We start from the raw sequence: 26,543 nt of genomic DNA, 5'->3' as shown, positions 1-26,543 counted from the left end.
AAAGGGTTTCAAAGAATTCTTTTTTCCGGAATGGAATGGCTTTTGCTCCACAAACCCCATAAACATTAAAAAATATCACAATGAACTTAATTATCCGACTATTTATTACTGCGATTGTCGCTTACCTTTTAACCAAAATCTTACCTGGAGTACAGTTTGAAGGATTCTCTTCAGCCATTATCTTTGCTATTGTGCTTGGGGTTCTTAACATATTTGTAAAGCCAATTTTAAGTCTTTTTGGTCTTCCATTGACCATTCTTACCTTAGGATTCTTTGCTTTGGTAATTAATGCCGCAATTGTCCTGATAGCGGACTATTTTATAGACAGTATGGTAGTAGATGGCTTCTGGTGGGCATTTATCTTCAGTATATTACTGTCAATTGTAACTTCTCTGGCAAACTCAATGTTCTCAGATGGAGATTAATTAAAAACATTGCATATCTAAATAAAAATCCGCTCAATAAGCGGATTTTTTTATTTTTTCATAACGAAATAAGTAGAAACTTTCATAGAAGAGGGTTATGAGTTTGTTTTTTATAAAATTAATGAAATTTACCTGTTAATAAATCACTTACTTTAAATTTTAATGTTAATTCTTTCGTCCGTTTTTATTTTAAATATTAACTTTGGCAATCTTTGAATTTAATAAAAGGATGCTAAAAAATCAGTTGATTTTTACATCCGTTAAAAAATGAATATCAACATATGAAACTTAAGTACAGTCTGCTGGCTTTGGCAGCTCCGCTTTTAATGAATGCACAACAAGTAATGACGCCTGAAATCCTTTGGACTTTGAAAAAAGTTGGAGTACAGGCCGTTTCACCGGATCAGGGTTCCCTTATCTATAAAGTAGGACAGGTAGATCTGAAAACAGAAAAAACAAAAAGCGAGAACTATTTTCTGAATGTTCTTAATCATCAGTCTTCTAAAATTGATTTCGGTAAAAAAGCACTTATTCAGTGGGACAAAAACGGAATCTATGCTCAGGAAGGTGATAAAATCTACCTTTCTAAAGATGCCGGAAAAACATGGGCAGAATTCTATACCATTGGGGAAGCAGATAATATTGTCATTTCTCCGGACGGAAAGAAAATAGCTTTCAGCAAGCAGGTGCTGGTGGAAAAAGTAATGGGTAAAGACAAATTCAGTGATACTCCTAAAACCACAGCACAGGTATACACAGACCTGAACCACAGACACTGGGACTACTTCAATGAAGGAAAATATAACCATGTATTTGTAGTGAATACTTCGGATAAAGTAGAAGGAGCTAAAGATCTTCTGGAAGGGAAAACATGGGATTCCCCGCAAAGACCTTTCGGAGGAGCTGAAGACTTTATCTGGAGCCCGGATTCTGCACAGCTTTTATATGTTACGAAACCTAAAAGCGGTAAGGAATATGCTACCAGTACCAATACCGATATCTTTGCTTACGATTTGGCATCAGGGACTACCAAAAACCTTACTGAATCCAACAAAGGATATGATGTAAATCCAAAATTCAGCCCGGACGGAAAATCTCTGATCTGGCAGAGCATGGCCAGAGACGGATATGAAGCAGATAAAAATGATGTGAAAATCCTGGACTGGAAGTCAGGGAAGATCACAAATCTTACTTCAGGCTGGGATGAAAGTGTTTCAGGAGATGTACTTTGGGGAGCAGATTCAAAAACAATCTACTTTACAGCAGCATTCAGAGGAACAAAACAGCTTTTCTCACTGGATTCAAAAACAGCAAAAGTACAGCAGATTACCAAAGGAGATTTTGACGTTAACGAAATCTTTACAGACAACAAAACTTCACTTTTAGTAGGAAGAACAGATATCAACCATGCCACAGAATTATTCTCTGTAAACGTTAAAAACGGAGAAATGAAGCAGGTTACTGAAGCTAATAAAGAAACATACGCTAAATTGGCTCAGGGGAAATCTGAACTTAAAATGGTGAAAACTTCAGACGGTAAGGAAATGGGAGTTTGGTTCCATTATCCTCCAAACTTTGACCCGAATAAAAAATACCCAACTTTGGTATACTGCCAGGGTGGTCCACAGTCTGCTCTTACTCAGTTTTTCAGTGTAAGATGGAACTTTGCCCTAATGACAGCCAACGATTATATCGTGGTAGCTCCAAACAGAAGAGGTATGCCTGGCTGGGGAACAAAATGGAATGAAGAAATCTCAAAGGACTGGGGCGGACAGCCAATGAGAGATTATCTGGCAGCTACAGACTTTGCGAAAACTTTACCGTACGTAGATGGTGACAGAGTAGCAGCAGTAGGAGCCAGCTACGGAGGATACAGTGTGTTTATGCTGGCTGGAATCCATGAGAACAGGTTCAAAACGTTTATCGCTCATGACGGATTATTTGATATGAAATCATGGTACCTGACGACAGAGGAACTTTGGTTTGCGAACTGGGATCTTGGTTCACCTTGGGAAAAGCCGCTTCCAAAAGCGTACACAGAATTTAATCCAAGCAACTTCGTAGAGAAATGGAACAAACCGATCATGATCGTTCAGGGGGGAATTGATTTCCGTGTTCCTTACGAACAGGGGCAGGAAGCTTTCCAGGCTGCAAAATTAAGAGGATTAAAATCTAAACTGGTATACTTCCCGAACGAAAACCACTGGGTGCTTCATCCACAAAACGGACTGGTATGGCAGAGAGAATTCTTCGACTGGCTGAAGGAAACTTTATAAGACAAACAATATAAAATATCAATTAGAAACGGGCTTTAGCCCGTTTTTTTATGGTTGGAAATTCCGATGGCTTTCGCCAAAACCTTAATAGCTTCCTTCTTCAAGCTCCCAGCTTCCAGCCTCATTAAAAATAAATAAAATCTCTATATTTGAATATGCAAAAGCGTATTTCTTCATTTCCACCCATTATTGACGCCCAGTCTGAAATTCTGATTTTAGGATCAATTCCCGGAGTGAAATCATTGGAAAAGCAGCAGTATTATGCCCATCCTCAAAACAAATTCTGGAAAATCATTTTTGAATTGCTGAATGAAGACTTTACGGATGATTACATCCAAAGAATCGAGACCATAAAGAAACATCATATTGCCCTTTGGGATGTGATTGATTCCTGCGAGAGAAAAGGAAGCCTGGATTCTGAAATCAGGAACGAAGAAGCCAATCAGATTGCGGAACTGCTGGAAGAACATCCGAACATCAAAGCCATTTTCTGCAATGGCGGGAAGTCTTACAAAAACTTACAAAAGCTGCTGGGAAAAAATTATAAATTGCCCGTCTTTCAATTGCCCTCCACAAGTCCGCTTCACACCGTTTCCTTTGAAAGGAAACTGGAAGAATGGAAGAGAATATTGGAGTTTTTAGTTTGAGCGTTTGAGCGTTTGAGAGTGGAGGGGTTATGAGTTAGAGTGCTGAAATTGTAAACGAATAGATTCCTAGGGAATGACAAACAGAGCGCTTTATTTATGCATACACTTTGTCCTTTGGGATGTGATTGATTCCTGCGAGAGAAAAGGAAGCCTGGATTCTGAAATCAGGAACGAAGAAGCCAATCAGATTGCGGAACTGCTGGAAGAACATCCGAACATCAAAGCCATTTTCTGCAATGGCGGGAAGTCTTACAAAAACTTACAAAAGCTGCTGGGGAAAAATTATAAATTACCCGTTTTTTTATTGCCCTCCACAAGTCCGCTTCACACCGTTTCCTTTGAAAAGAAACTGGAAGAATGGAAGAGAATATTGGAGTTTTTAGTTTGAGCGTTTGAGCGTTTGAGAGTGGAGGGGGTTATGAGTTAGAGTGCTGAAATTGTAAACGAATAGATTCCTAGGGAATGACAAACAGAGCGCTTTATTTATGCATACACTTTGTCATTCCGCAGGAATCTAAATATAGAATGCAATCTAAATAAAAATCATTCACTCTCTAAATATTCCCTTAATCCTTTCAACAGTTCCAGCTGATTTTTCGTCCGGTCTAAATTATGTTCAGGATATTTTGTAGCATAATAAATACTGCCATTCAGATAATCGGTCAAAAAACGAAGTTCCTGGATGTAAATAGCGACCTGTGCGGCATAGTCAAGGCTCTCAGTTTCTGTCGTGGTCAGGTTATCTTTTAAATGGAACAGAAAACCTTCTTTTACCGCTTTATACATTTCAGGATTGAAGTTGTTTCTGGCACTTCCGTCATCTTCATGGGTTATATTGGTATAGGATTGGATCATCGTTCCGAAATCATACAAAATAGTAGAAATCATCGTGGTATCCAGATCAATTACTGCTAGCGGACGATACTCCCGATCGAAAAGAAGATTGCTGATTTTCACATCTGCATGGATAATCCGTTTAGGAATATGACCGTTTTTCTCCATCTCTATCCATCGATCAGGCAAAGACAGAAACCGGTTGGTGATTTCTATTTCAGCCTTTGCGTTTTCTTGTAAATGAGGTGCTGCATTTTTTAGCGAGCTCTTATAATCTGTAATTCTTTTTTCAAAATTGAGAAAGCCGGGAATCGGATCTTCAACGGCAGGCAGCTTTTCAGTATTATTTACGGTGTTAAGGAAATAACTGAAAGTTTTAGCTGCTTCAAAAGCCGTTTGTAACGATGGAGCGGTAAGAAAGGTAACACTGTTTTCTATAAAATTGAGCATGCGCCATGGATGTCCATCCGCGTCTTTTATCAGAATTTTATTGGTCTGTGAGGGAATAGGTTCAATAATTTCAAACTGATAGTTATTGGCCCTGAGAATGTCATTGATCATTAAATGATTATTGACGATTACCTCCGGCTGTCTGAATACATGATGGTTAATTTTCTGGAGGATAAACTTTTTCCCGTGATCTTTGTCTTCCAGAAGGTAAGTGGTATTGATCAGCCCGTCAGTAACAGGAGTAAGATTATAATGATCTGTACCGATAAATTCAAAAACAATATCGTTTAGCTCCATAAATTTTCCGGGTATCTGTTGTTGCTGATCTCTGAAATCAGAAAATCTTTAATATCCTTTTTATCATCGGCATACGTTACGCCCATCCATTGGGAAGGAGAAGCTTTTACCTTCACTTTTACCCTTTCTTCATCCATCATTCTCTGTACAGCGGAAGGAATATAAAATTCCTGTTTGGGCAGAGGGTCAGATTCAATAAAATCATAGAAATAGGCTTCCAGATAACAGAAGATATGAGGATGGAAAATAAAAAAGTTCATGGACACCAGTGCTTCCGGGTCCAGTTTTATATTTTCGCCGTTTTTAATGTAAACAATAGAGTTATTTATTCTTTGAATAGAAGTTTGTTCCTCTATTCTGATCAGGTAATTTTCTGAATCCAGCGTACATATTCCTCTTGCTACGGCTCCGTTACCACTCAATGTTGTGCCCACAGGATAAGCAATCATTCCCAGCTGTGTATCTGAAATATGGTGATGGTTGATTTCATGGGCGGCCAGCTGATAGGCTTCTTTTCCGTAAAAGTCATCCGCATTGATCATTACAAAAGGCTCCTGTATTGAATATTTGGCGCAGAGTACAGCATGAGCAGTTCCCCATGGTTTTTCACGGTCAGGATAATCAAAACCTTCCAGTGAAATAGGAATGCTGTCTATTTCCTGATATACCCAATGCAGCTCAAAATTTTTAGCTTTTGAAATTGTGTTGAGCCTTTCAATATAACTTTCAGGAATCAGTTTGTTGACAATAATAACCACTTTCTGGAAGCCGGCTTCCAGGGCATCAAAGATAGAATATTCCAGAATCGGGGAACCGTTGCCGAGTATTCCATCCACCTGTTTAAGCCCTTTGTACCTGCTTCCTAATCCGCCTGCCAGTATAAGTAATGTCTTCTTAGAACTCATCCGTCATTCCAAATACAGGTTTACGGGTTTTCCATTTTCCGTTGGTGAAATCAGGGATATCAACCACCTGACCGCCTTTGGCAATAGACTCTTCACTCAATGGGGTAATTGAATACCACAGAGCCAGATCATACACATCCATAGGGAATTCTATATTTCGTTTGATACATTCTATAAAAGTATTCATCACAAAGAAATCCATTCCGCCATGTCCTGCTCCTGCAGCAGTGCTTTCAAACTTCTTCCATATTGGATGGTCATATTCTTTCATCCATTTTTCAGTATTGTCCCAGCGGTGGGTATGATTCATTGTTTTTTCAAAATAAATATGTCCCTGGTTAAAATCTCCCCATCCGAAATCCTGCCACAGGCCTTCAGTTCCCTGAACCCTGAAACCAAGATCATAAGGTCTCTGTAAACTTGTATCATGAGTAAGAAGGATGGTTTCGCCGTTGGCACAGGCAATCTGAGTGGTTACAATATCTCCCTGGTTGAATTTGACTTTGGCGTTAGGATGATTTTCCCCTCCTTTTGGATGTTCAACAATATATTTATGAAGTCCTACAGATTTTGATGAGAATGAAGACAGTTTTGTTAAGCGGTTTCCTCTGTTGATATCCATCATCATGGCAACCGGACCTAATCCATGGGTAGGATAAAGCTCTCCGTTACGTTTTACATAATGTTCAGTTCTCCATTTTGCTTCACTAAATCCTTTTTCTCCGAATTCAGCACCGGAATTGTATGGATTAACACCGTCATTGAAAAGAACGCCTCTCAGATCATGCTGATATCCGCCTCTTCCGTGAATCAATTCCCCGAACATTCCTTTACGCACCATATTCAGAATAGCCATGATATCTCTTCGGTAGCAAACATTTTCCATCATGAAGATAGGAACTTTCGTTTCTTCGTAAACCTTTACAAATTCCCAGCAGTCCTGAAGCTTTATGGCTCCTGAAACCTCCATGCCCACAATTTTTTTAGCACGCATAGCTTCCACACCTTGTGTAAGATGCCATTCCCATGGTGTTGCGATAACAACGGCGTCTATTGTTTTTAATTTTAAAAGATTCCGATAGTCATATTCTCCATTGGAAAACTCCCGGGCAGCCGGTTTATTATTGTCTTTTAGTATTTTTTGAGACGCGGCAAGCATTCTTTTCTCCGGATCTGCAAACGCTATAATCTCTACATCATTACGTTTTGCCAGTAATTTTACATGTTCCTGCCCACGTAGACCTACACCGATAAAACCGACGCGGACCTTTTTATCTGTTTTAAAATCATTGGAATAAGCAAATAAAGAATTGGGTAAAACCAGTGCTCCAAAGCCTGCTAAAGCTGCTGTCTTAAGAAAGTTCCTGCGGGAATTGCTGTTGTCCATCTATTTTTTTTTCTAAATATATTAAAACTTTTGTAAATCCCGGTGAGGTGACGGATATTAAGTAGGAGGGGTTGAGAGTCAGGGAGTTTTAAGATGCGGGATTTGGTCTCGGGAGGAAGTTTTTTATTTCCGGTTTCGAGATTGGTGGAGGGGAGAGCTTGAATGAGATGAGGGATCGGGTTTCGGGTTTGAGGTGAGAGTGTAGATTCCTACGGAATGGACAAACTAAGCGTTATCCGCCCACATTGTCATTCCGTAGGAATCCAGCTATTATATTTAGTTTTTGAGATACAGGATCATGAGAAATAGCTTTATAAGAGTATTCATTGGCTTCAATGATATTGATTACGATTTTTAAATCACTTCTAAGTTGGATATCTTATTTTTCCATATAATATACTTCTTCATAAGGCTGAATCAGTACCCAGCCATGTCCTGAGAATTTCATCTGAAACTCTTCGCCGCTTCCCCTTCCGATAAGGCTTTTGAAAGAAACATTGGTTTTCAGTTCCGGGTTTAGGGTTCCGGACCATGCAACAGTAGCATTAGGATCTGTGAATACCGGTGTATCTGGAGTTACCAGCAGTGTAAGAGGATCTCCGTGAGTGGTAATGGCAATATGTCCCGTTCCTGAAAGTTTCACCTGGAAAAGACCTCCGGACATCATTCCGGCAATACTTTTCAGCATGGTGATATCACTTTTTACACTTTGTTCGTGGGCAAGAACATCATTTCCGTTCACGCAGACAGATTCATTATTCAGATATAAAATACGGACTTTCTTCCCGGAATCGGCTACATACAGTTTTCCTGTACCTTCCGCTTTCATCAGCCTGGCTCCTTCACCGCTGATGGCTTTCTTTAAAAGATTTCCAATTCCCCCGGACAGCATTCCCTGTCTTTCAAAATTGATATTTCCCACATAGCTTACCATACTTCCTCTTTTTGTCCATACCGCCTGATTATTAAGGTTGATTTCAAGGAGATGTTTTGTTTCCAGTTCAAAGTAATCTCTTTGCTGCGGATTTTCTTTCGTTTCATTGATAAATGCTTCAATCGAATATTTGCTCATAATGATATTTTTAATTTTATAGTGTTATTGTTTCAGTTTGTCGGGTTTATAAGCTCTTTTGTTACTTTTGGGATTCAGATTTGTGCCTTTTTTAGTTTTTAAATAATTCGTCTGGTTCAATTGAATATTTCAAATGTATAACCATCAGGATACGGATTATCAGTGAAGTATATTTTGCTTACAGATTCCATGTTGAATTTTAATTTTCCCAAAAATACTCTTTTTATCCCTTGAAACTCCCCGTAAAATCACGGTTTTATATCGGATTGTAAATAATACTTGACAAAGGGGTGTTCAATGTCGTATATTTGCACTCCGAAAATTACACCTTGTAATTTCAGTAATTTTTAAACCGTAATTTAAAAAATGAAAACATCAGATTTTAATTTTGATCTTCCTGCGGAATTATTGGCAGAACACCCATCAGAGCACAGAGACGAAGCGAGATTAATGGTACTTGATAGAAAAACACAGACTATCGAGCACAAATTATTCAAAGATGTAGTGGATTATTTTGATGAAGAGGATTTGTTCATCTTCAACAATACAAAGGTTTTCCCTGCACGTCTTTACGGAAACAAAGAAAAAACCGGAGCTAAAATTGAAGTTTTCTTATTGAGAGAACTTGATAAGGAAACCAGAGTTTGGGATGTTTTGGTAGATCCTGCAAGAAAAATCAGAATTGGTAACAAATTATTCTTCACTGAAGATGAATCTTTGGTAGCTGAAGTTATTGATAATACAACTTCAAGAGGAAGAACATTAAGATTCTTATTCGACGGTTCTTACGAAGAATTCAGATCTAAATTAAAGGAACTGGGGGAAACTCCGCTTCCAAAATATATCAAAAGAGCTGTAGAGCCTGAAGATGCAGAAAGATACCAGACGATCTACGCAAAAGTAGAGGGAGCAGTAGCTGCACCTACAGCAGGTCTTCACTTCTCTAAGCATTTGATGAAAAGATTGGAGATCAAGGGAATCAATTTTGCTGAAGTTACGCTTCACGTAGGATTGGGAACTTTCAACCCGATTGAGGTAGAAGATCTTTCCAAGCATAAAATGGAATCTGAAGAGATCATCATCGATGAGAAAAACGCTGCTATTATCAACAAAGCGGTAGAAGCTCACAGAAGAGTTTGCGCAGTAGGTACTACTACGATGAGAGCATTGGAAACTTCTGTTTCTTCAAACAAAAAAATCTCTGCTTTCAACGGATGGACGAATAAATTCATTTATCCTCCTCACGAATTCGGAGTTGCCAATTCAATGATCACCAACTTCCACACACCGAAGTCTACTTTGATCATGATGATCGCTGCATTTGCCGGAAGAGATTTCGTAATGCATGCTTATGAAGAAGCCGTAAAAGAAAAGTATAAATTCTATTCTTACGGTGACGCAATGTTAATTCTATAATAAAAGATAATAGGTAACAGGTTGCAGGTAATAGTATCTGCAACCTGACATCTAAAATCTGCAACCTATTTCTGAAATGAAAGATATCCGTACATTATCATTAGACCAGCTTAAAGACTACTTTGTGTCTTTAGGAGAAAAGCCGTTTCGTGCGAAGCAGGTCTATGACTGGCTATGGAGCAAAAACCTCCATTCAATTGACGAAATGACGAATCTTTCAAAATCACTTCGTGAGAAAATTTCGGAAGAATACACCATTAATCCTGTTTCCGTAGACCTTCTTCAAAAAAGTTCTGACGGAACCATCAAAAACGGAGTGAAACTTCATGACGGACTGATGGTGGAATCTGTTCTTATTCCTACAGAAACAAGAACTACAGCCTGTGTATCTTCACAGGTAGGATGCTCCTTAAACTGCGAATTCTGCGCTACAGCAAGACTGAAAAGGATGAGAAACCTTGAAGTCGCTGAAATTGTAGACCAGGTTGCCCTGATCGATAGTCAGAGCAGAATGTATTTCGACAGACCGCTTTCCAATATCGTATTTATGGGAATGGGAGAGCCGATGATGAACTACAAAAACGTAGTGGAAGCGATCAAAAAAATTACCCAGCCGGAAGGATTGGGAATGTCTCCGAGGAGAATTACCGTTTCTACATCCGGTATCCCTAAAATGATTAAAATGCTTGCGGATGATGAGCTGCGTGTGAAGCTGGCCTTATCCCTTCACTCTGCTATCGAATCCAAGCGTAATGAAATCATGCCTTTCTCCGATAAATTTCCGTTGACGGATATTATGGAGGCTCTTCAGTACTGGTACCAAAAAACCGGTTCTGTTATCACCTTTGAATACTGTGTATGGAAAGGGATCAATGACGGAGATGAAGATATCAAAGCCTTAATCAAATACTGCAGACAGGTTCCTTCAAAAGTTAACCTGATTCAATACAACCCGATCGGGGACGGAAAATATGACCAGTGCAACAAACAGGCAGAAGAAAACTATATCCGCCAGCTTGAAAATGCAGGGATTACCGTAATGGTCAGAAGAAGCCGTGGAGGTGATATTGATGCAGCCTGCGGACAACTGGCCAATAAAACTACAGATTAAAATTTCCTTAAAAAAAGCCTAAAACTTTCTTAAAAAATAGGTTAAAACCCTACCTTTGCACAAATTATTTTGTGATGATGGATTTTCTTATGAGCGAGGACGGGCTGGAAAATGTGTATGCATGGGCTATCCCATTGCATGCTACAGTTATTTTAGCTGAAATGATTTACAGCCACGTTTCAGAAGCTAAGTTGTACAGCGGGAAAGATCTTGCGACCAATATTTATCTTGCATTGATGAATTTTGGCCTTGACCTTATCATGAAGGCGTTTGCCATGGGAGTGATGTTTTTCTTTTACCATCACAGGATTTTCTCATGGGATCTTAGTATCTGGTATCTGCTGGCTTGTTTTATCATCACAGATTTTGCCTATTATGTGCTGCATTATGTGGATCACCGTTCCAGAGCATTCTGGGCAGTTCATATTACGCACCACAGCTCAGAATATTTTAACCTGACAACAGGATTTAGAAGCCCTGTATTACAGCCGCTTTACAGATATTTATATTTTTCACCGCTTGCCTTTTTAGGATTCAATCCGTGGCATATTATGGTTGCTTATGCAATCGGGCAGGTATATGGAACATGGGTACACACTCAGACAGTGAAGAGCATGGGATTTTTAGAGCATATTCTGGTAACACCTTCCCACCATCGTGTACATCATGCATGTAATGTAAAATACCTCGATAAAAACATGGGAATGTGCCTGATTATCTGGGATAAAATATTCGGAACCTTTCAGAAAGAAGACCCCAATGTACCTGTAAAATATGGAATTTATCCAAAAATGCCGGATAACAGACCGGATACGGTGCTGTTTTACGAATGGAGAAAAATCTGGAAAGACCTTAAGCAGCCCGGATTAAAATTCACAGACAGAATCAATTATATTTTCAATTCACCCGGATGGAGACATGACGGAACCGGAAAAACAGTAAGGCAATACCAGAAAGAATATTTTGCAAGACAGGCTAAAAGAAAAGAACAACAGCAAAATCAGAAAGAGCAGAAAACGGCTTAACTTCTGATTTAAATCAATAGAAATCTAAGGGGAAAACGGACTATTTGGTCCGTTTTTCTATTTTTAGAATTGACATGTTTTCAAAGGCTATTACAATAGGTAGATTCTTCGGAATGGCAAAGTGTATGGATAGATGATGTACTTAGTTTGTCCATTCCGTAGGAATCTACACTTTCACCTCCAACCGAATCCCGAAATCCCGTATCTCATTCAGGCTCTCAAACACTCTTACCCAACTCACCAGCTCAGAATAAAATCCTATTTTTGTCTTATGAAAAAATTTCTGCTGATTATTTTCCTTGTTACTGCTCACATTGCATTTTCACAGCAAACCGATTTTCTGAAAATTAAAAAATACAGAATCAGCCATCTTGATGATAAGATCCGCGAAACTTCCGGACTGAATCTGTTTAATGGAAAGCTGTATACATTCAACGACAGTGGAAATGATCCCGAATTATTTGAAATCAATAAAACTTCCGGGGAAATTGTAAAAGTTTTAAAAGTCAATGCAGGCAATAAGGACTGGGAGGCACTTGCAAATGACGGTACACATTTTTATATCGGAGATTTCGGGAACAATGATGGGAAGAGGAAAGATCTTGAAATTTACAAGGTACCCTTCCAGAATGACAGCCTTCAGAACAGCCGGATTAAAAAAATACAGTTCCGGTATCCGGAGCAGGATGATTATATATCAGGATACTTAAAAACAGATTTTGACGCAGAAGCTATGATGTATCTGAATGGGAAAATTCATCTTTTCACCAAAGAATGGTCCTCAAAAGCTACCACACATTACTTAATAGATCCTGAAAAAGAAGAGAAGCAGGATGCTGTAAAAATAGAATCCTATAAAACCAATTTTGTAGTTACAGATGCTTCCTACTTTGATAAAAAGCTTTATCTCGTTGGGTATACCAGAAAAACGGAAATCTTTTTAGATATCTTTACAGAAAGTGAACCTGGAATATTTTTTAAAGAAAGGCCCAAACATTATTACCTGGGAACAGCACTTGCACTGGGGCAGATTGAGGGGGTAAGTGCAGATGAATCGGGAATTTATATTTCAGGGGAAAAATTCAGATCTCCGTTGGGAAGTACAAAACCTTCATTTTATTTTATCCCGAAAGACCAACTCAAAGATTAATTTTATCTTAAAATTGAGCGAAAAAAATTATCTTTGTGAGAATTAATAATTATTCACCCAGCATCGCAGATTGTGGCAAACATTGTAGAAGAGATTAAACGACCGATCAATGATGAAATGAAACTTTTTGAACAGAAGTTTTATGAATCAATGCAGAGTAAAGTAGCTTTATTGGATAAAGTAACCCGTTTTATTGTTACCACGAAAGGAAAGCAGATGCGTCCCATGTTCGTATTTCTTTGCGCCAAACTGGTGGGTGAAGTAACGGAGAAGACGTACCGCGGAGCTTCTATGATTGAGCTGATCCACACTGCCACTCTGGTACATGATGATGTAGTGGATGAAAGCTTTAAGCGTCGCAATTTCTTTTCAATCAATGCATTGTGGAAAAATAAAATAGCGGTTTTGGTTGGAGACTATCTTCTGTCTAAATCTGTTTTATTATCTACGGACCATAAAGACTATGATCTGCTTGGAGTCATTTCCAGAACCATCCGTGAAATGTCTGAAGGTGAACTGCTCCAGCTTGAAAAAGCCAGAAAACTGGATATTACGGAAGATGTTTACTATGAAATTATCCGTCAGAAAACCGCCACGCTGATTGCAGCCTGTTGTGAAATAGGGGTTCTTTCTAACAATGCAGATGAAGCTTTAGCCAAAAAAATGATGGACTTCGGGACCTTTACAGGAATGGCGTTCCAGATCAAAGATGACCTTTTTGATTATTTAAGTTCAAATGTAATCGGAAAACCGGTTGGAATTGACATTAAAGAACAGAAAATGACACTTCCTCTAATCCATACCCTTAAGACAGCTAACGAAAAGGACAGAAAATATTATTTTGATACCATAAAGCGTTATAATAACAATCCAAAACGGGTAAAAGAGCTTATAGAATTTGTAAAGACTTCCGGCGGATTGGAATATGCTATTACCATTATGAAGGATTTTCAGCAGAAGGCAAAAGATATTCTCAATGAATTTCCCGATTCTGAAGCAAGAAAATCGCTGCATATTATGCTGGATTATGTTATTGAAAGAAAATTCTGACAGTAACACTTTTTATCAATCCTGACATTTTTGTTCTCCTGTTTCCTTTAATCCTGCATGGTGTAAAGGATCTTTATTGTCGAAAGGGAAATTGTCCTATCTCTCAATAATTCAATGAGTTGTGATTAGTTTGTTTTTTTATCCTAGTAAATTACTGTAAATTAATATTTTGCATAATTCAACGGAAATAATTGTTAATAATTCATTGATTTTCAATATAAATGTTGTTTATTTGTTATTACAAAAAAACAACAAATAATGAAAAAAATCAAAACAATGATGATAGCATGTGCTATCAGTTCAAGCTTTCTTACGTGCGCACAAGTAGGAATAGGTACTCAAAATCCCCAGGCAACTTTTCATATTGACGGATCTAAAGACAATCCTGTAACGGGAGCTCCTTCCGCAGCTCAGCAGGATAATGACTTTAGTGTCACTTCAGGTGCTAAGGTAGGGATAGGAACTATTTCTCCAACTGAAAGATTGGATGTGGCGTCTGGAAATGCCCGTATCCGTAACATTAATTCGAATGTAGGTATTGGAGGAACTGACAGGGTTGTCGTAGCTGATGCTACCGGAGTACTGAAGACTATAGATTTTACTGCTTATTCGCTCTTTCATGCACGATTAGCGGCTAACCAGAACATCAGTTCTTCTACAATTACGACTTTATTATTCGCTACACCGTTAGCAACTTCTCCGTTCTATTCTTATAATACAGGAACCGGAGTACTGACCTTTAATCAGGCCGGGAATTATCTGGTCACGTTACAGGCAAGCTTTACCAATATGCCGGCAGGTACTCAGCTGCTTATCGGCATCAGACCTGTACCGGATGCTAATTACCTGGGAAGGGGAAGTCATTATAATGCAGTTGCTTCTTCAGGAACAGTGGGTGAACTGATGAATTATACAACCGTAATTGTAGCTCCTACAGCGGGCTATCAGATCCGTTTTACAGCAGCTCCTAATCAAAATTCAACGATTATTGCAACAGAAACAGGATCTACAGGAAGTGGAAATGTTACCAATGTAACTGTTCAGAAAATATAAGTCTATCTCTACATTACAATTAAACAGATAAAGTGTTTTGTATATGTTTTCGGGAAACTGAAATTGTATACGGAACACTTTCTGTTTATATTCAAATTCTGATACTGATTCAGAAGCGAGAGCTAAAAATTTTATTAATAAATTCCCGGATCTGATGTCTGGATATCCTTATTTATTTCCAGAATTATGCAATTGAGCGAAAATTTTAAATTAAATTATTTTCAGGGTTACAATAATAACGGCCAGGACTATACAAAATAAAGCGATTAAAAATAAATAATCCGCAATGTTCTCAAACGTATATTCCCGCTTTTCGTTTTTTGTTCTGATAGCTAGAAACGAAAAGAAGCAGCTGCAGGCAAAAAGGATACAGGCAAATCCTGCAAATTCGTCCAAATAGGTACTCTGACTGATCTTAGAGATTTTTAATGAGGTAATAATAATCAATGAAAACCCTAAAAGATTGCTGGATGCATTCAAGATGTGAGGTGATTTTTTTTCCATCTTTTACATTTTTTTTCAAAATAAAGCACAATTTTTTTTATTATCAAATTTTTAAAAAAGATTATTAAAAATTAAAATTAATTTAAAAAGTGTATATTAGCAAAATACTTGAAGATTAAAAACTTTTTTACTTAGCTATGCAAACAACCTATATTGAAACACAGCAAATATCCTTTCAAGATTTTAAAAATCAGATACTTGGAGATTACAGGTTAGGAAGGATTTCCCGTGAAATGTCTTATCTCGGAAGAAGAGAAGTACTCACAGGAAAAGCTAAATTCGGAATTTTTGGGGATGGAAAAGAACTTCCTCAGCTTGCAATGGCGAAAGTTTTCAGAAATGGAGACTTCCGTTCAGGATATTACAGGGACCAGACTTTTGCATTGGCAATAAATGCTCTGACAGTAGAAAGTTTCTTTGCACAGATGTATGCAGATACAAGTGTGGAAAGAGAACCTGCTTCAGCCGGAAGACAGATGAACGGGCATTTCGCAACAAGAAGTTTACATGAAGACGGGAGCTGGAAAGATTTGACAGCTCAGAAAAATATTTCTTCTGATATTTCTCCTACAGCCGGCCAGATGCCAAGATTATTGGGATTGGCACAGGCTTCAACAATTTATAAAAGTGTAAAATTTAACGGGTCAGAAAAATTCTCAAGAGAAGGTAATGAAATTGCTTTCGGAACCATTGGAGATGCTTCTACCGCAGAAGGACATTTCTGGGAAACACTGAATGCTGCATGTGCTCTTCAGGTTCCTATGATTGTTTCCATCTGGGATGACGGGTACGGAATTTCAGTTCCTACCAAAAATCAGAGAGCCAAAGCTGATATCAGTGAAATGTTAAGCGGTTTCCAGAGAAAAGAAGGGGAGAACCAGGGATGTGAGATTATCCAGGTAAAAGCGTGGGATTATCCTGCATTATTGGATGCATATGCAAGGGCAGAACATTTTGCAAGAACAGAAAGTGTACCGGTGGTAGTGCACGTAGTTGATGTTACCCAGCCTCAGGGACACTCTACTTCCGGATCTCACGAAAGATATAAAAATGAAGCACGTCTTGCCTGGGAAGCTGAGTTCGACGGATTAGTGAAATTCAAAGAATGGATCCTGAATTATTCTATCGAAATTGATGGGAAGGAAGAAGTAATTGCCACTGCTGAAGAGCTGGACGTCATTGATGAAGAAGCTAAAAAAGCAGCAAAAGCAGGTCAGAAAACAGCCTGGGAAAATTATCAGAAGGCCATTTCAGAACTTACACAGTCTATTTTACCTTTAGTAGAAAATCTTAAAGGACAGAATGCTGAAGTGGAAGCTTATATTGCTCAGTTCAACAAACTGGTTTCAAAAGCTAAAAAAGATATCTTCCACCTGGTAAGAAAAACATTACTGGCGACAAGAGGAACAAACTCTGCAGAAAGAGCTCAACTGATGCAGAAATACAATGAAGTAGCTGCCGTTGAAAAAGACAACTATTCTTCTCACTTATATTCTCAGTCTCAATGGAAGGCTGAAAATGTTCAGGAAATCAAACCTGTATATTCCGACAGTTCTGAAGAAGTGGACGGAAGAGTGGTCATCAGAAATAACTTTGATAAAATTTTTGAAAAATATCCTGAAACACTGATCTTTGGTGAAGATACCGGAAACATCGGTGACGTCAACCAGGGCTTGGAAGGAATGCAGGAGAAATATGGCGCTTTACGTATCGCCGATACCGGAATCCGTGAAGCAACGATTCTTGGACAGGGAATTGGTATGGCGATGAGAGGTTTAAGACCCATCGCAGAAATCCAGTATTTAGATTATGTTCTTTACTGTCTGCAGGGAATGAGCGATGATCTGGCAACAGTACACTACAGAACCAAAGGAGGTCAGAAAGCTCCATTGATCATCAGAACCAGAGGGCACAGATTAGAAGGAATCTGGCATTCAGGTTCTCCAATGGCAGGAATCCTGAACCTTTCAAAAGGCATTCTGGTATTGGTGCCTAGGAACCTTACAAAAGCAGCAGGATTCTACAACACAATGCTTCAGGCTGACGAACCTGCAATCATTGTAGAATGTCTGAACGGATACAGACTGAAAGAAAAGCAGCCGGATAACTTAGGTGAATTCACTGTTCCGGTAGGTAAAATTGAGGTTACTAAAGAAGGGAAAGACGTTACTCTGGTAACCTACGGTTCTACATGGAGAATTGTAACTGAAGCTGCCAATGAATTGGAAAAACTGGGAATTTCTGCAGAAGTAATTGATATCCAGTCATTGATTCCTTTCGATTTATCTCATGAAATTGCTGAAAGCGTTAAGAAAACCAACAGATTAGTAGTGATTGACGAAGATGTGGAAGGAGGAACTACCGGATACATCCTGCAACAGATCCTTGAAAAACAGAAAGCATTCAGATATCTGGATTCAGATCCGTTGACGATCTCTGCCAATGATCACAGACCTGCTTATGCAAGTGATGGTGACTATTTCAGTAAGCCGTCTGCAGACGATATGGTAGAAAAGATCTACGCTATGTTTAATGAATCAAATCCTCAGAAATATCCTGCGATATTTTAAGTGAGATTTCAGATAAATTATGAAACCGCTTCCTTTTTGGGAGCGGTTTTTTGTTTGCTAGTCCTTCTCAGCCAAAGTAATCCTCAATGTATTCAAAGTATTCATCAGTGTTATACTTGCCGTAAGTTCTACAATTTCCCCTTCCGTGAATTGCCCTATCAATTTTGCTTTGATATCTTCCCAATCATCTTTGTTGTGAATAATAGCTTCTGCCCATTCTAAAGCAAGCTTTTGCTGATCATTAAATGCATTGGTATGTTTCCAGCCCGGAAGTCTGTTGATAATATCCTGTTCAAAGCCGAAATCAGAAAGTTCTTTAGCGTGATAACTGCAGCAATAGGCACATCCATTGATCTGAGATACCCGAAGCTCCACCAAAGCAATCAGTTTTTCATCAATCCCGGATCTTCTAATGCTGTGGTGGGATTTGTATAGATTTCCAATGGTTTCCTTTGCAATGTCTTTGTAATTCATAATGAAATTTTTTTGCAAATTTGCATCAGAAAGACTTCAGAAACTATATACTTACACTTTGGTGATATACTTACCTTTTTGAAAGTGCTATCCAAGATAAAAGGCCATCAAACATTGACAGCCTTTTTATTTTTTACCTCCTCATTCAGAAAAGCACAATCTTTATCTTCATGCTGTCCTTTCACCTGATATTTTGCTTCCCACTCTTCCAGCAAATATAAAATCGGCAGCAAAGCCAGTCCTTTTTCAGTAAGGGAATATTCCACACGTGGAGGGAGTTCCTTAAACTCTTCACGGATCACCAATCCGTCGGTTTCCATTTCTCTAAGCTGATCCGTCAGTACCTTTCTGGAAATAACATTAATGCGTACTGCCAGTTCTCCAAAACGTAACTTCCTGTCTTTAATCACCAGAACAATAATAGGTTTCCATTTGCTTCCCAAAGCGGCCATTGCCTTGCCCAAAGGACAGCTGTATTGCATTAATTCATTCTTTTTCATAAGGAGATTTGATTTAAAAGTACCATACAGAACCCTTGTTTTATATGTTACTTTGATGTTACTAATGTAAGTTACTGCGAAGTTACCACTATTTTTTTAATAAAAGATACAAAAGTGAACTATTATTAGTTACTTTGTGTAACAATTATAAAATATAAATTTAAATATGAACACATCATCATTATTTAAACCGTTTCAATATAAAAATCTACAGCTTAAAAATAGAATCGTAATGGCTCCTATGACCAGAGCACAGTCTGACAATGGAGTTCCTACGCAGAATATTGCAGATTATTACGGAAGAAGGGCCGCTTCAGAAGTTGGATTGATTCTTTCTGAAGGAACTGTGATCAACAGGCCGGGATCAAAGAATATGCAGAACATTCCGGATTTCTATGGAACAGAAGCTTTGAACGGCTGGAAAAATGTAATCGATACTGTACATCATAACGGAGGGAAAATGGGACCTCAGATCTGGCACGTAGGAGATACAAGAATGTCTGAAGACTATCCGTTGGTTCCTATGGAAAAAGCTTCTACAATGACCATCGAGGATATTCAGGATACCATTGCACAGTTTGCAGCATCTGCAAAATCAGCGAAAGATCTTGGCTTCGATTGTGTTGAAATTCATGGGGCTCACGGGTATTTAATCGACCAGTTCTTCTGGGAAGTAACTAATACAAGAACAGATGAGTATGGTGGTAAAACATTAAAAGAAAGAAGCAGATTTGCTGTTGATGTCGTTAAGGCGGTCAGAGCAGCAGTGGGAGAAGACTTTACCATTATTATCCGTCTTTCACAATGGAAGCAGCAGGATTATAAAACCAGGCTGGCATTCACTCCTAATGAAATGGAAGAGTGGTTATTACCATTGAAAGAAGCTGGAGTAGATATTTTCCACTGTTCACAACGTCGTTTCTGGGAGCCTGAGTTTGAAGGTTCTGACTTAAACTTTGCCGGCTGGGCTAAAAAAATTACCGGGCAGCCAACCATTACAGTAGGTTCTGTAGGGTTGAACGGAGATTTCCTTAATGCTTTTGCAGGCCAGGGAACAGAAAAATCAGATCTGACGGAGCTGATCAGAAGACTGGATAATGAGGAATTTGATCTTGTTGCGGTAGGAAGAGCTATTCTTCAGGATTATCAGTGGGTACAGAAGATCAAAGAAGGAAATACAGAAGCGCTTCTTGATTTTTCAGCAGAAAGTATGGGCGTTTTATTTTAATATCAATAAAGAGGGGTGATCCGTTTTGCTATCAATTTTTAACAGCATAATTTTTTGGCTTGCGAAGCAGAATTAACTATTCAATTTGATATTAAATCAGCATAATTCACTTTATTTTATATTTAATTTTCACCTATTTATTAAATAACGGATTTCAGATTTCTGGAAGTCCGTTATTTTTTTGCGTACTACGGAATTGGCTATTTGATCAAAATTCAATAAAAATTTCACCCGATTTCTATTTTATGGTTAGTTTATAAGGCATATTGAGAAATTCATTAAAATTCATTTTCTATACTTTTATCAGCGTATAAATGATTAAACACATGTGGTGTTTATTAATTGAGAAAATAATAAATACCGGTCAAACAATCTCTATTGAACTGTTTTGGAAAAAAGAATTTTTGGTTTTGATATCATCCGTTCCCTTGCTGTTATACTGGTCATGACAGGTCATGTTCTTGGCTATATTTATGCCGGTGAATATTCATTTTTTATTGCTTTCTTCAGCGGTTTGTTTGGAGTAGAGCTGTTTTTTATTTTAAGCGGCGTCCTTATAGGTGAATTATTGATAGAGGTTTTTGATAATGATAATGTCTGGAAGAATTTGAAAGTTTTCATAATAAGAAGATGGCTTCGTACTCTGCCATTGTATTTTATAATGCTCATGATATATTGGGCAGGTAATAAATACGTTGATTCAGTTCAGAATGCAGATGTGGCATTATGGAAATATTTTTTGTTAATTCAGAACTTCTTTCAAATACAGCCAACTTTCTTTGGAATTTCCTGGAGTTTAAGTATTGAGGAGTATTTTTATGTTTTGTTTCCGCTGACGTTATTGTTAGTGAAGCAGATAAAGCGGGATTTTTCTACAGAAAAAATAGTAAGTACCGGAGTTTTGATATTTCTGTTTTACTTTCTTTTAATGCGCATAACAGCTTTCTCTCATTATGATTTTACCTTTTATGAAGGAGTGAGGAAAATTGCTTTTTTCCGCCTGGATGCCATCGCTTTTGGAATTATAACAGCCATTGCTTTTCATTTTCATCAAAAGAGAATTTCTATCAACAGATATAGTCTGCTTTGGATGGGAATAGCAATACTGATCTTCAATCAGTACCTTATTTTTAGAAATAATTATTCAGACCTGTATTATTTTAATACAATATATTATTCTGTTTCAGGATTGGCACTGGCTTCTGTTTTTCCATTTTTTAAGGAAATTAAATGTTCCGGGACCTTGTTTTTGAGAATCATTCAGTATCTCAGCAAAGTCTCATATTCTTTATATCTGCAGCACTGGCTGGTTTATAAATTTCTGGAGTTATCTTATTTCAGTTTTCTTCCGGGCATAATAAAATTTATACTTTTCTTTCTGATTTCATTTATAACGGCAGGAGTCTCCTATACCTATATTGAAAAACCTATTATGAGGTACAGAAACAAAGTATATCCAAAGCTTAATATCCGGATTTAAATTAAAAGCCTGCTTCATTGAAAACAGACTTGCTTTTTTAGAATCTACGTGCGTACTCTACAGGATCACAGGTCCAGTAGGCACGGAAACTATTTTCAGGAAATTAAGGACATTCTGTAGTTTCAGAAATACATCTCCATCTTTGAGGTCCGTCTTTACCAGGGGAATAGCATGCTTGAGTTACTGCTGGACAATCGGGAGCATTTCCGGCATTGATTTTTTTTAGCGCTGATTTTGCTGATTTTTTAGGTTTTTCATGTTGTTGTGATTTGTTGATGATGCAAATTCTTTAGCAGAGTATTAAGGTAGCCAGATGCATAATACAAACGCGCTCCCGATTGTAAAGGAGCGCGTTTCATAACAGATTTAAATATCTAAAACTGCCTGTAAAATGGCAGAAATGATTTTCTTATAAACCAATATTCTTAGTTGGCTTCAGCTGCTTCAGAATGCTTTTCGGGATGGCATTTTTGTGAACAAGGATTGCTGTTGATTTGTATTCAACATAAGGTCTTGTCACATAAATATATCCTGCGAAATCATTGGTTACTCCCCATGAGTTCTTCACCATATAATACTCTTTACCAGTCTGGTCTTTTGCCAGTCCTACGATATGCATACCGTGATCATCCGTTGTAGAAAGGTTGTTAAGTGCTTTCTGACGCATGTCTTCAGTGATTGTTTTATCTTTTTTAGGCTCTGTAAACAAAGTCTGCTTATTCTCTGCAGTAATTTGGTCAAGATCCATATCCGGAACGTAAGCTACACCGTTTTTATAAGAGAAATAAGGCTCGGAAACGTCAGTTGCCCAACCAACAGAATATCCTTTATTTACGGCATTGTCAATAATCGCTGTAAGATCTTTCATCGGTACATTCCAGTCAGAGTCATGACTCCAGTTATCGGGAATCGGAACTACAAATTTCTGAAAATATGGATAATCTTTGTAAGAAGATAATTCCACATAATCTTCAGGATTGATTCCTACTACTTCTTTAGCAAATGTTTTCGGAGTATAGTTTTTCCCTTCATACGTAAAGTTGGCAGGTACTTTTCCTAAATACTCATCAAGAATTGCATCTACAGAATCCATCCAGTTATCAGTAAGTTTTCCTTTTGAAGATGCCTGAACAAGGCTGTCAAGAACCGGCTTCAGTTTCCCCTGCATTTCCTTGAAGTTGTTGGTAGTCTGTCCGGCCTTTAATCCTGTGTATACATCCTGAGGAACTGCTCCGTATTTCTTGTACATATTGATTACATCGTGAAGTTCTCCTCCGTCACCCCAGCTGATCGCGCCATTATTCAGAACATATAATTTTGCTTTATCGTGGTAAGAATTTCTTGCAGTAAAGATTTCAGCAAGATCCACAGGTTTTTTGCCCATCCTCTGCATTTCAGATTCAAGGAAAGAATTTCCTGAGTAGCTCCAGCAGGTTCCGGATGAACCCTGGTTCTTTACTGAAGTTGCACCCACGTCTTTTAACGTTGTGAACTGAAAATTAGCATTTTGTGATTGGTTGTTTTTTAACTTGTTGATTAAGTCATCTTGGGCAAACATCATACTTCCTGCAGACAAAACAAAAAGTAATGATGCAATTTTGGCTTTTTTCATTACTATAAAAAGATTATTTATATTAAGAGTCGTTGATAATAGAGATTTGTTACAGGGGGAAAAGTTAAATTTGGAATGCAAAAAAATATGATAAGGTAAATCGTAAAAAGAGAAATACTCATTTGTAAATTGTCTTTTTTACCTTTTTGCCTAAAAAAATGATGATGGTTCCAACCCTTACTAAAGTTTCTGCATCTATACTCATATAACTCCTGACTATGGAACGAGAATTATTAATGGAATGTCAGCGTAGCGACCGCAACGCACAGCGGAAAGTTTACGAGAAAATGGCAGGCAGACTTTACGCAGTCTGCAGACGCTATCTGAAAAACGATGAAGATATAGAAGAAGTATTGGCAGATACGTTCTACAAAATCTTCACGAAAATTACCCAGCTTCAGAATCCCGATACTTTTGAAGCCTGGGCGAGAAAAATTGCGGTGAATGAATGTCTGCAGAAATTAAGATCCAATAAGGAACTTTTGATTTCCCTGGAAGAAAATTTTATGGACCATTCTGTAGGTACTGCAGAAAACCTTTCTCTGGAAAAAGATATTTTAAGTTTACTCAACTTTCTCCCCGAAGGCTGCAGAGCAATTTTTAATCTTTTTGCTATTGAGGGATATCCTCATAAGGAAATAGCAGCTATGCTTTCCATTAGTGAGGGAACCTCAAAATCCCAGCTCAATTTTGCACGGAAAAAACTGCAGGAACTTTTAGGAAATCAAAACATTTAAACTTTTACGACAATGGAAAATAATCATATAGATCAACAATTCAATGAAGCTTCCAGGCTTTCAGAGGAACCAACAGTTTTTCCTGGTTTTGAAAAAGTATGGGAAGAAATTGAAGAGAAGCTGGATAAAAAGCAAGAGAAAAAGAGAGTAATGCCTCTTTGGCTGCCTTATGGTATTGCGGCAAGTTTAGTGATGGGTATGGGAGCTTTTTATTTTATGAATAAAAAACAAGCTGTAGAACCTTTAAAACCAGTAATCGTAGAAAATACAGCTTCCAGAGGTCCGGTTAACAGAGCAGATATTATAAAAATAGACCGCACAATAAAGAATAATATCAAAAAAGAAGACCTTACTTCATCTGTACCTGTTCCCATAGCATATCAATCTTCATCAGTTGTGGGATCAGATCCATATAAAATTCATCCGAATTGTAATATACCGACAGTAGATGCTCCTGACAGAATAGCATCTTTACCACCAATATACAATGATACTTTAAAGACAAAAAGTATTGATGAAGTTGTTGTGATGGGATATTCAAAAACAGTTAAGAGTGAAATCATGTCATCTTCAACGGCTATGATTGCTTCTACAGATAAAATTCCTGTACATGCTCCAATGGCTGTCTCTTCATTGGCTGGAAGGGTTGCCGGAATAGAAATAGCAGGGGGAATTAAAAGACGTGATGAAGTAGTAATCAGAGGAGTAAAAAGTATAGATGGACGCTCAGCAAATCCTTTATATATTGTTGACGGAATCGTATTAGGTAGAGAATCTGAGCTGTTAAATATCCTGGACTCCAAAAAAATAAAAGAATTAAAAGTACTGAAAGGACATGAAGCTACTGTTTTGTATGGAAGCAAAGCTAATAACGGAGTTGTTGTGATCACTACAACAGGGCTATCTGAAGCAGAAATGGAAAAACTCAAAAAAGCTTCCTCAGACAGTGCAGAGAAAATAGTAAAAGAACCTGAAGAACCCGAAAAAATACTTCCGAAAGCAGGCCAGCTGACAGCAGGAGAGGTCAATGATTTCTCTAAGTGGGACTATTGGAAAGATATTGCCGTTCCGACTCTGGATCAGTATAAAAATACCTGGAAATTCTTTCCGGATAAAAGAATCTCTGTTCAGTTGGTCAATAGAAACAGAAGACCTGTAACAGGTGAAAAAGTAAAACTGCTGGATGATAAGAAAAATATTATTTGGGAAGCGGTTTCAGACAATCTGGGTAATGTAGAATTATGGATATCACCGATGGCTGATGAAAGCCTGGAGTCAGGCAGATATTATTTATCTGATGGTTCGGGGCAGATCATCAGCAGTAATCTCAGATTTTTTAAAAATGGACAAAACTTAATTATTCTGGATAAGCCCTGTCAGAAAAAACGGATATTGGATCTTGCTTTCGTAGTGGATGCTACCGGTTCTATGGGGGATGAGATTTCTTATCTTCAGTCTGAACTTCTGGATGTGCTGAAAAAAGTTGAAGGACAGCTTAAAAATACAACGGTAAGATACGGATCGGTTTTTTACAGAGATCTGGGGGATGAATATGTGACCCGGAAATTCGATTTTTCAGAAAAAGCGGAAGACCTTGTTGGATTTATTAAAAAACAGAAGGCCGGAGGTGGCGGAGATACACCGGAAGCTGTTGTAGAAGCACTGAAAGTTTCTGTTGACGAGCTGGAATGGAGTCATGAAAACTCAGCGAAAATAATGTTTTTAATTCTGGATGCACCACCACACCATTCGGAACAGAATATAAAGGATTTGTATAGTACCATAAAGACTGCAGCAAAAAAAGGGATCACAATTATTCCACTGGCGGCCAGTGGTACTGATAAGCAGACGGAATACCTGATGAGGACATTTGCTTTACTCACCAATGGTACCTATACATTTCTTACGGATGACAGTGGGATTGGAAACAGTCATATCAAGCCGACCATAGATTCTTACGAGGTTGAAAAGCTGAATGATTTATTATTAAGATTAATTCTTCAAAGAGCCGTTTTCCCGGAATGCCGGACAGGAATTTCAAATGATCATATCAATAAAAAAATGGAAAAAGAAATTGACAGTAATTTTGATAGTAAGACTGTGGTATTCCCGAACCCGACAAAAGGTCTGCTGCAGATAAAAACAAAGAAATCAATTGAAGAACTTTTTGTGTATGATCTTGCCGGAAAAATTATTATGAGAAAAGAAAAATTATGGGAAGGTAAAAATACAATTGATTTAACTTCTTATCCTCAAGGGATTTATCTTGTACGTGTTCATACTAACGATATGTGGGAAACATTTAAGGTCATTAAAAATTAACCATCTTAAAAAAAGAAA

The 26,543-nt window shown here is 37.9% G+C and carries 23 protein-coding genes; 15 read left to right on the top strand and 8 right to left on the bottom strand.

Annotated elements, in window-relative coordinates:
- Positions 1 to 80 precede the first annotated feature (80 nt).
- The 4 genes from ACR1PO_RS03725 to ACR1PO_RS03710 all read left to right on the top strand — a co-directional run bounded on the left by ACR1PO_RS03725 (position 81) and on the right by ACR1PO_RS03710 (position 3,736).
- Positions 81 to 425, top strand: coding sequence for a phage holin family protein (locus tag ACR1PO_RS03725; protein WP_114821738.1), 345 nt, complete (start codon positions 81 to 83; stop codon positions 423 to 425).
- Between the two features lie 281 nt (positions 426 to 706).
- Positions 707 to 2,701: a S9 family peptidase gene (locus ACR1PO_RS03720; RefSeq protein WP_433985885.1), complete on the top strand. Its 1,995-nt coding sequence runs from the start codon at positions 707 to 709 to the stop codon at positions 2,699 to 2,701.
- Between the two features lie 155 nt (positions 2,702 to 2,856).
- Positions 2,857 to 3,348 (top strand): DNA-deoxyinosine glycosylase, encoded by a 492-nt coding sequence (locus tag ACR1PO_RS03715; RefSeq protein ID WP_433985884.1) that lies wholly within the window; start codon positions 2,857 to 2,859, stop codon positions 3,346 to 3,348.
- Between the two features lie 73 nt (positions 3,349 to 3,421).
- Positions 3,422 to 3,736 carry a hypothetical protein gene (locus tag ACR1PO_RS03710; protein ID WP_433985883.1) on the top strand — a complete coding sequence of 105 codons (315 nt, stop codon included), beginning with the start codon at positions 3,422 to 3,424 and terminating at the stop codon, positions 3,734 to 3,736.
- Between the two features lie 155 nt (positions 3,737 to 3,891).
- Here ACR1PO_RS03710 and ACR1PO_RS03705 read toward each other — a convergent pair whose 3' ends face one another.
- From ACR1PO_RS03705 to ACR1PO_RS03690, 4 genes are all read right to left on the bottom strand, one after another.
- Entirely contained in the window at positions 3,892 to 4,929 is a 1,038-nt protein-coding gene (locus ACR1PO_RS03705; RefSeq protein WP_433985882.1) for a phosphotransferase enzyme family protein, read from the bottom strand.
- Positions 4,920 to 5,834 carry a sugar phosphate nucleotidyltransferase gene (locus ACR1PO_RS03700; RefSeq protein WP_433985881.1) on the bottom strand — a complete coding sequence of 305 codons (915 nt, stop codon included), beginning with the start codon at positions 5,832 to 5,834 and terminating at the stop codon, positions 4,920 to 4,922. Before ACR1PO_RS03700 ends, ACR1PO_RS03705 begins: the two co-directional genes overlap by 10 nt.
- Positions 5,824 to 7,221, bottom strand: a complete 1,398-nt coding sequence (locus ACR1PO_RS03695; protein ID WP_332387727.1) for a Gfo/Idh/MocA family protein — start codon at positions 7,219 to 7,221, stop codon at positions 5,824 to 5,826. Before ACR1PO_RS03695 ends, ACR1PO_RS03700 begins: the two co-directional genes overlap by 11 nt.
- Before the next feature lie 379 nt (positions 7,222 to 7,600).
- Positions 7,601 to 8,293 (bottom strand): AIM24 family protein, encoded by a 693-nt coding sequence (locus ACR1PO_RS03690; RefSeq protein WP_332387726.1) that lies wholly within the window; start codon positions 8,291 to 8,293, stop codon positions 7,601 to 7,603.
- A gap of 366 nt (positions 8,294 to 8,659) precedes the next feature.
- Here ACR1PO_RS03690 and queA point away from each other — a divergent pair, with 366 nt between their 5' ends.
- The 6 genes from queA to ACR1PO_RS03660 all read left to right on the top strand — a co-directional run bounded on the left by queA (position 8,660) and on the right by ACR1PO_RS03660 (position 15,098).
- A complete protein-coding gene (queA, locus tag ACR1PO_RS03685) occupies positions 8,660 to 9,709 on the top strand; it encodes a tRNA preQ1(34) S-adenosylmethionine ribosyltransferase-isomerase QueA (RefSeq protein WP_002977785.1) in 1,050 nt (349 codons plus the stop codon).
- 76 nt (positions 9,710 to 9,785) lie between these two features.
- Positions 9,786 to 10,820, top strand: a complete 1,035-nt coding sequence (gene rlmN / locus ACR1PO_RS03680) for a dual-specificity RNA methyltransferase RlmN (RefSeq protein WP_343686481.1) — start codon at positions 9,786 to 9,788, stop codon at positions 10,818 to 10,820.
- A gap of 74 nt (positions 10,821 to 10,894) precedes the next feature.
- Entirely contained in the window at positions 10,895 to 11,845 is a 951-nt protein-coding gene (locus ACR1PO_RS03675; protein ID WP_433985880.1) for a sterol desaturase family protein, read from the top strand.
- A gap of 271 nt (positions 11,846 to 12,116) precedes the next feature.
- Positions 12,117 to 12,995 (top strand): hypothetical protein, encoded by an 879-nt coding sequence (locus ACR1PO_RS03670; protein WP_433985879.1) that lies wholly within the window; start codon positions 12,117 to 12,119, stop codon positions 12,993 to 12,995.
- 72 nt (positions 12,996 to 13,067) lie between these two features.
- Positions 13,068 to 14,045: a polyprenyl synthetase family protein gene (locus tag ACR1PO_RS03665; RefSeq protein WP_233334663.1), complete on the top strand. Its 978-nt coding sequence runs from the start codon at positions 13,068 to 13,070 to the stop codon at positions 14,043 to 14,045.
- Positions 14,046 to 14,303: 258 nt separating this feature from the next.
- Positions 14,304 to 15,098, top strand: coding sequence for a hypothetical protein (locus ACR1PO_RS03660; RefSeq protein WP_433985878.1), 795 nt, complete (start codon positions 14,304 to 14,306; stop codon positions 15,096 to 15,098).
- A 210-nt stretch (positions 15,099 to 15,308) separates the two neighbouring features.
- Here ACR1PO_RS03660 and ACR1PO_RS03655 read toward each other — a convergent pair whose 3' ends face one another.
- Positions 15,309 to 15,602 carry a hypothetical protein gene (locus ACR1PO_RS03655; RefSeq protein WP_374462407.1) on the bottom strand — a complete coding sequence of 98 codons (294 nt, stop codon included), beginning with the start codon at positions 15,600 to 15,602 and terminating at the stop codon, positions 15,309 to 15,311.
- A 137-nt stretch (positions 15,603 to 15,739) separates the two neighbouring features.
- Here ACR1PO_RS03655 and ACR1PO_RS03650 point away from each other — a divergent pair, with 137 nt between their 5' ends.
- Positions 15,740 to 18,172: an alpha-ketoacid dehydrogenase subunit alpha/beta gene (locus tag ACR1PO_RS03650; protein ID WP_433985877.1), complete on the top strand. Its 2,433-nt coding sequence runs from the start codon at positions 15,740 to 15,742 to the stop codon at positions 18,170 to 18,172.
- A 57-nt stretch (positions 18,173 to 18,229) separates the two neighbouring features.
- On the opposite strand, the gene ACR1PO_RS03645 is transcribed toward ACR1PO_RS03650, so the two are convergent.
- Both ACR1PO_RS03645 and ACR1PO_RS03640 read right to left on the bottom strand, forming a co-directional pair.
- On the bottom strand, positions 18,230 to 18,646 hold the full coding sequence (locus ACR1PO_RS03645) for a carboxymuconolactone decarboxylase family protein (protein WP_332387720.1): 417 nt from the start codon (positions 18,644 to 18,646) through the stop codon (positions 18,230 to 18,232).
- Positions 18,647 to 18,753: 107 nt separating this feature from the next.
- On the bottom strand, positions 18,754 to 19,146 hold the full coding sequence (locus ACR1PO_RS03640) for a winged helix-turn-helix transcriptional regulator (protein ID WP_330747086.1): 393 nt from the start codon (positions 19,144 to 19,146) through the stop codon (positions 18,754 to 18,756).
- A 166-nt stretch (positions 19,147 to 19,312) separates the two neighbouring features.
- On the opposite strand from ACR1PO_RS03640, the gene ACR1PO_RS03635 reads away from it, so the two are divergent.
- Entirely contained in the window at positions 19,313 to 20,374 is a 1,062-nt protein-coding gene (locus tag ACR1PO_RS03635; RefSeq protein ID WP_433985876.1) for an NADH:flavin oxidoreductase, read from the top strand.
- Positions 20,375 to 20,762: 388 nt separating this feature from the next.
- Complete coding sequence (locus ACR1PO_RS03630) at positions 20,763 to 21,854, top strand: acyltransferase family protein (protein ID WP_433985875.1); 1,092 nt, start codon at positions 20,763 to 20,765, stop codon at positions 21,852 to 21,854.
- 409 nt (positions 21,855 to 22,263) lie between these two features.
- Here ACR1PO_RS03630 and ACR1PO_RS03625 read toward each other — a convergent pair whose 3' ends face one another.
- The gene (locus tag ACR1PO_RS03625; RefSeq protein ID WP_433985874.1) at positions 22,264 to 23,466 is read right to left on the bottom strand and encodes a C1 family peptidase; all 1,203 of its coding nucleotides are present in this window, start codon (positions 23,464 to 23,466) and stop codon (positions 22,264 to 22,266) included.
- A gap of 218 nt (positions 23,467 to 23,684) precedes the next feature.
- Between ACR1PO_RS03625 and ACR1PO_RS03620 the strand changes: the two genes are divergently transcribed.
- Both ACR1PO_RS03620 and ACR1PO_RS03615 read left to right on the top strand, forming a co-directional pair.
- On the top strand, positions 23,685 to 24,203 hold the full coding sequence (locus ACR1PO_RS03620; RefSeq protein WP_332387718.1) for an RNA polymerase sigma factor: 519 nt from the start codon (positions 23,685 to 23,687) through the stop codon (positions 24,201 to 24,203).
- Positions 24,204 to 24,215: 12 nt separating this feature from the next.
- Positions 24,216 to 26,525, top strand: a complete 2,310-nt coding sequence (locus tag ACR1PO_RS03615; RefSeq protein WP_433985873.1) for a T9SS type A sorting domain-containing protein — start codon at positions 24,216 to 24,218, stop codon at positions 26,523 to 26,525.
- Positions 26,526 to 26,543: the final 18 nt, after the last annotated feature.

The organism is Chryseobacterium amylolyticum (assembly GCF_051011775.1).
GTDB lineage: Bacteria > Bacteroidota > Bacteroidia > Flavobacteriales > Weeksellaceae > Chryseobacterium.
The sequence above is the reverse complement of the archived record's forward strand: the minus strand, read 5'-3'. Positions and strand labels throughout refer to the sequence as shown.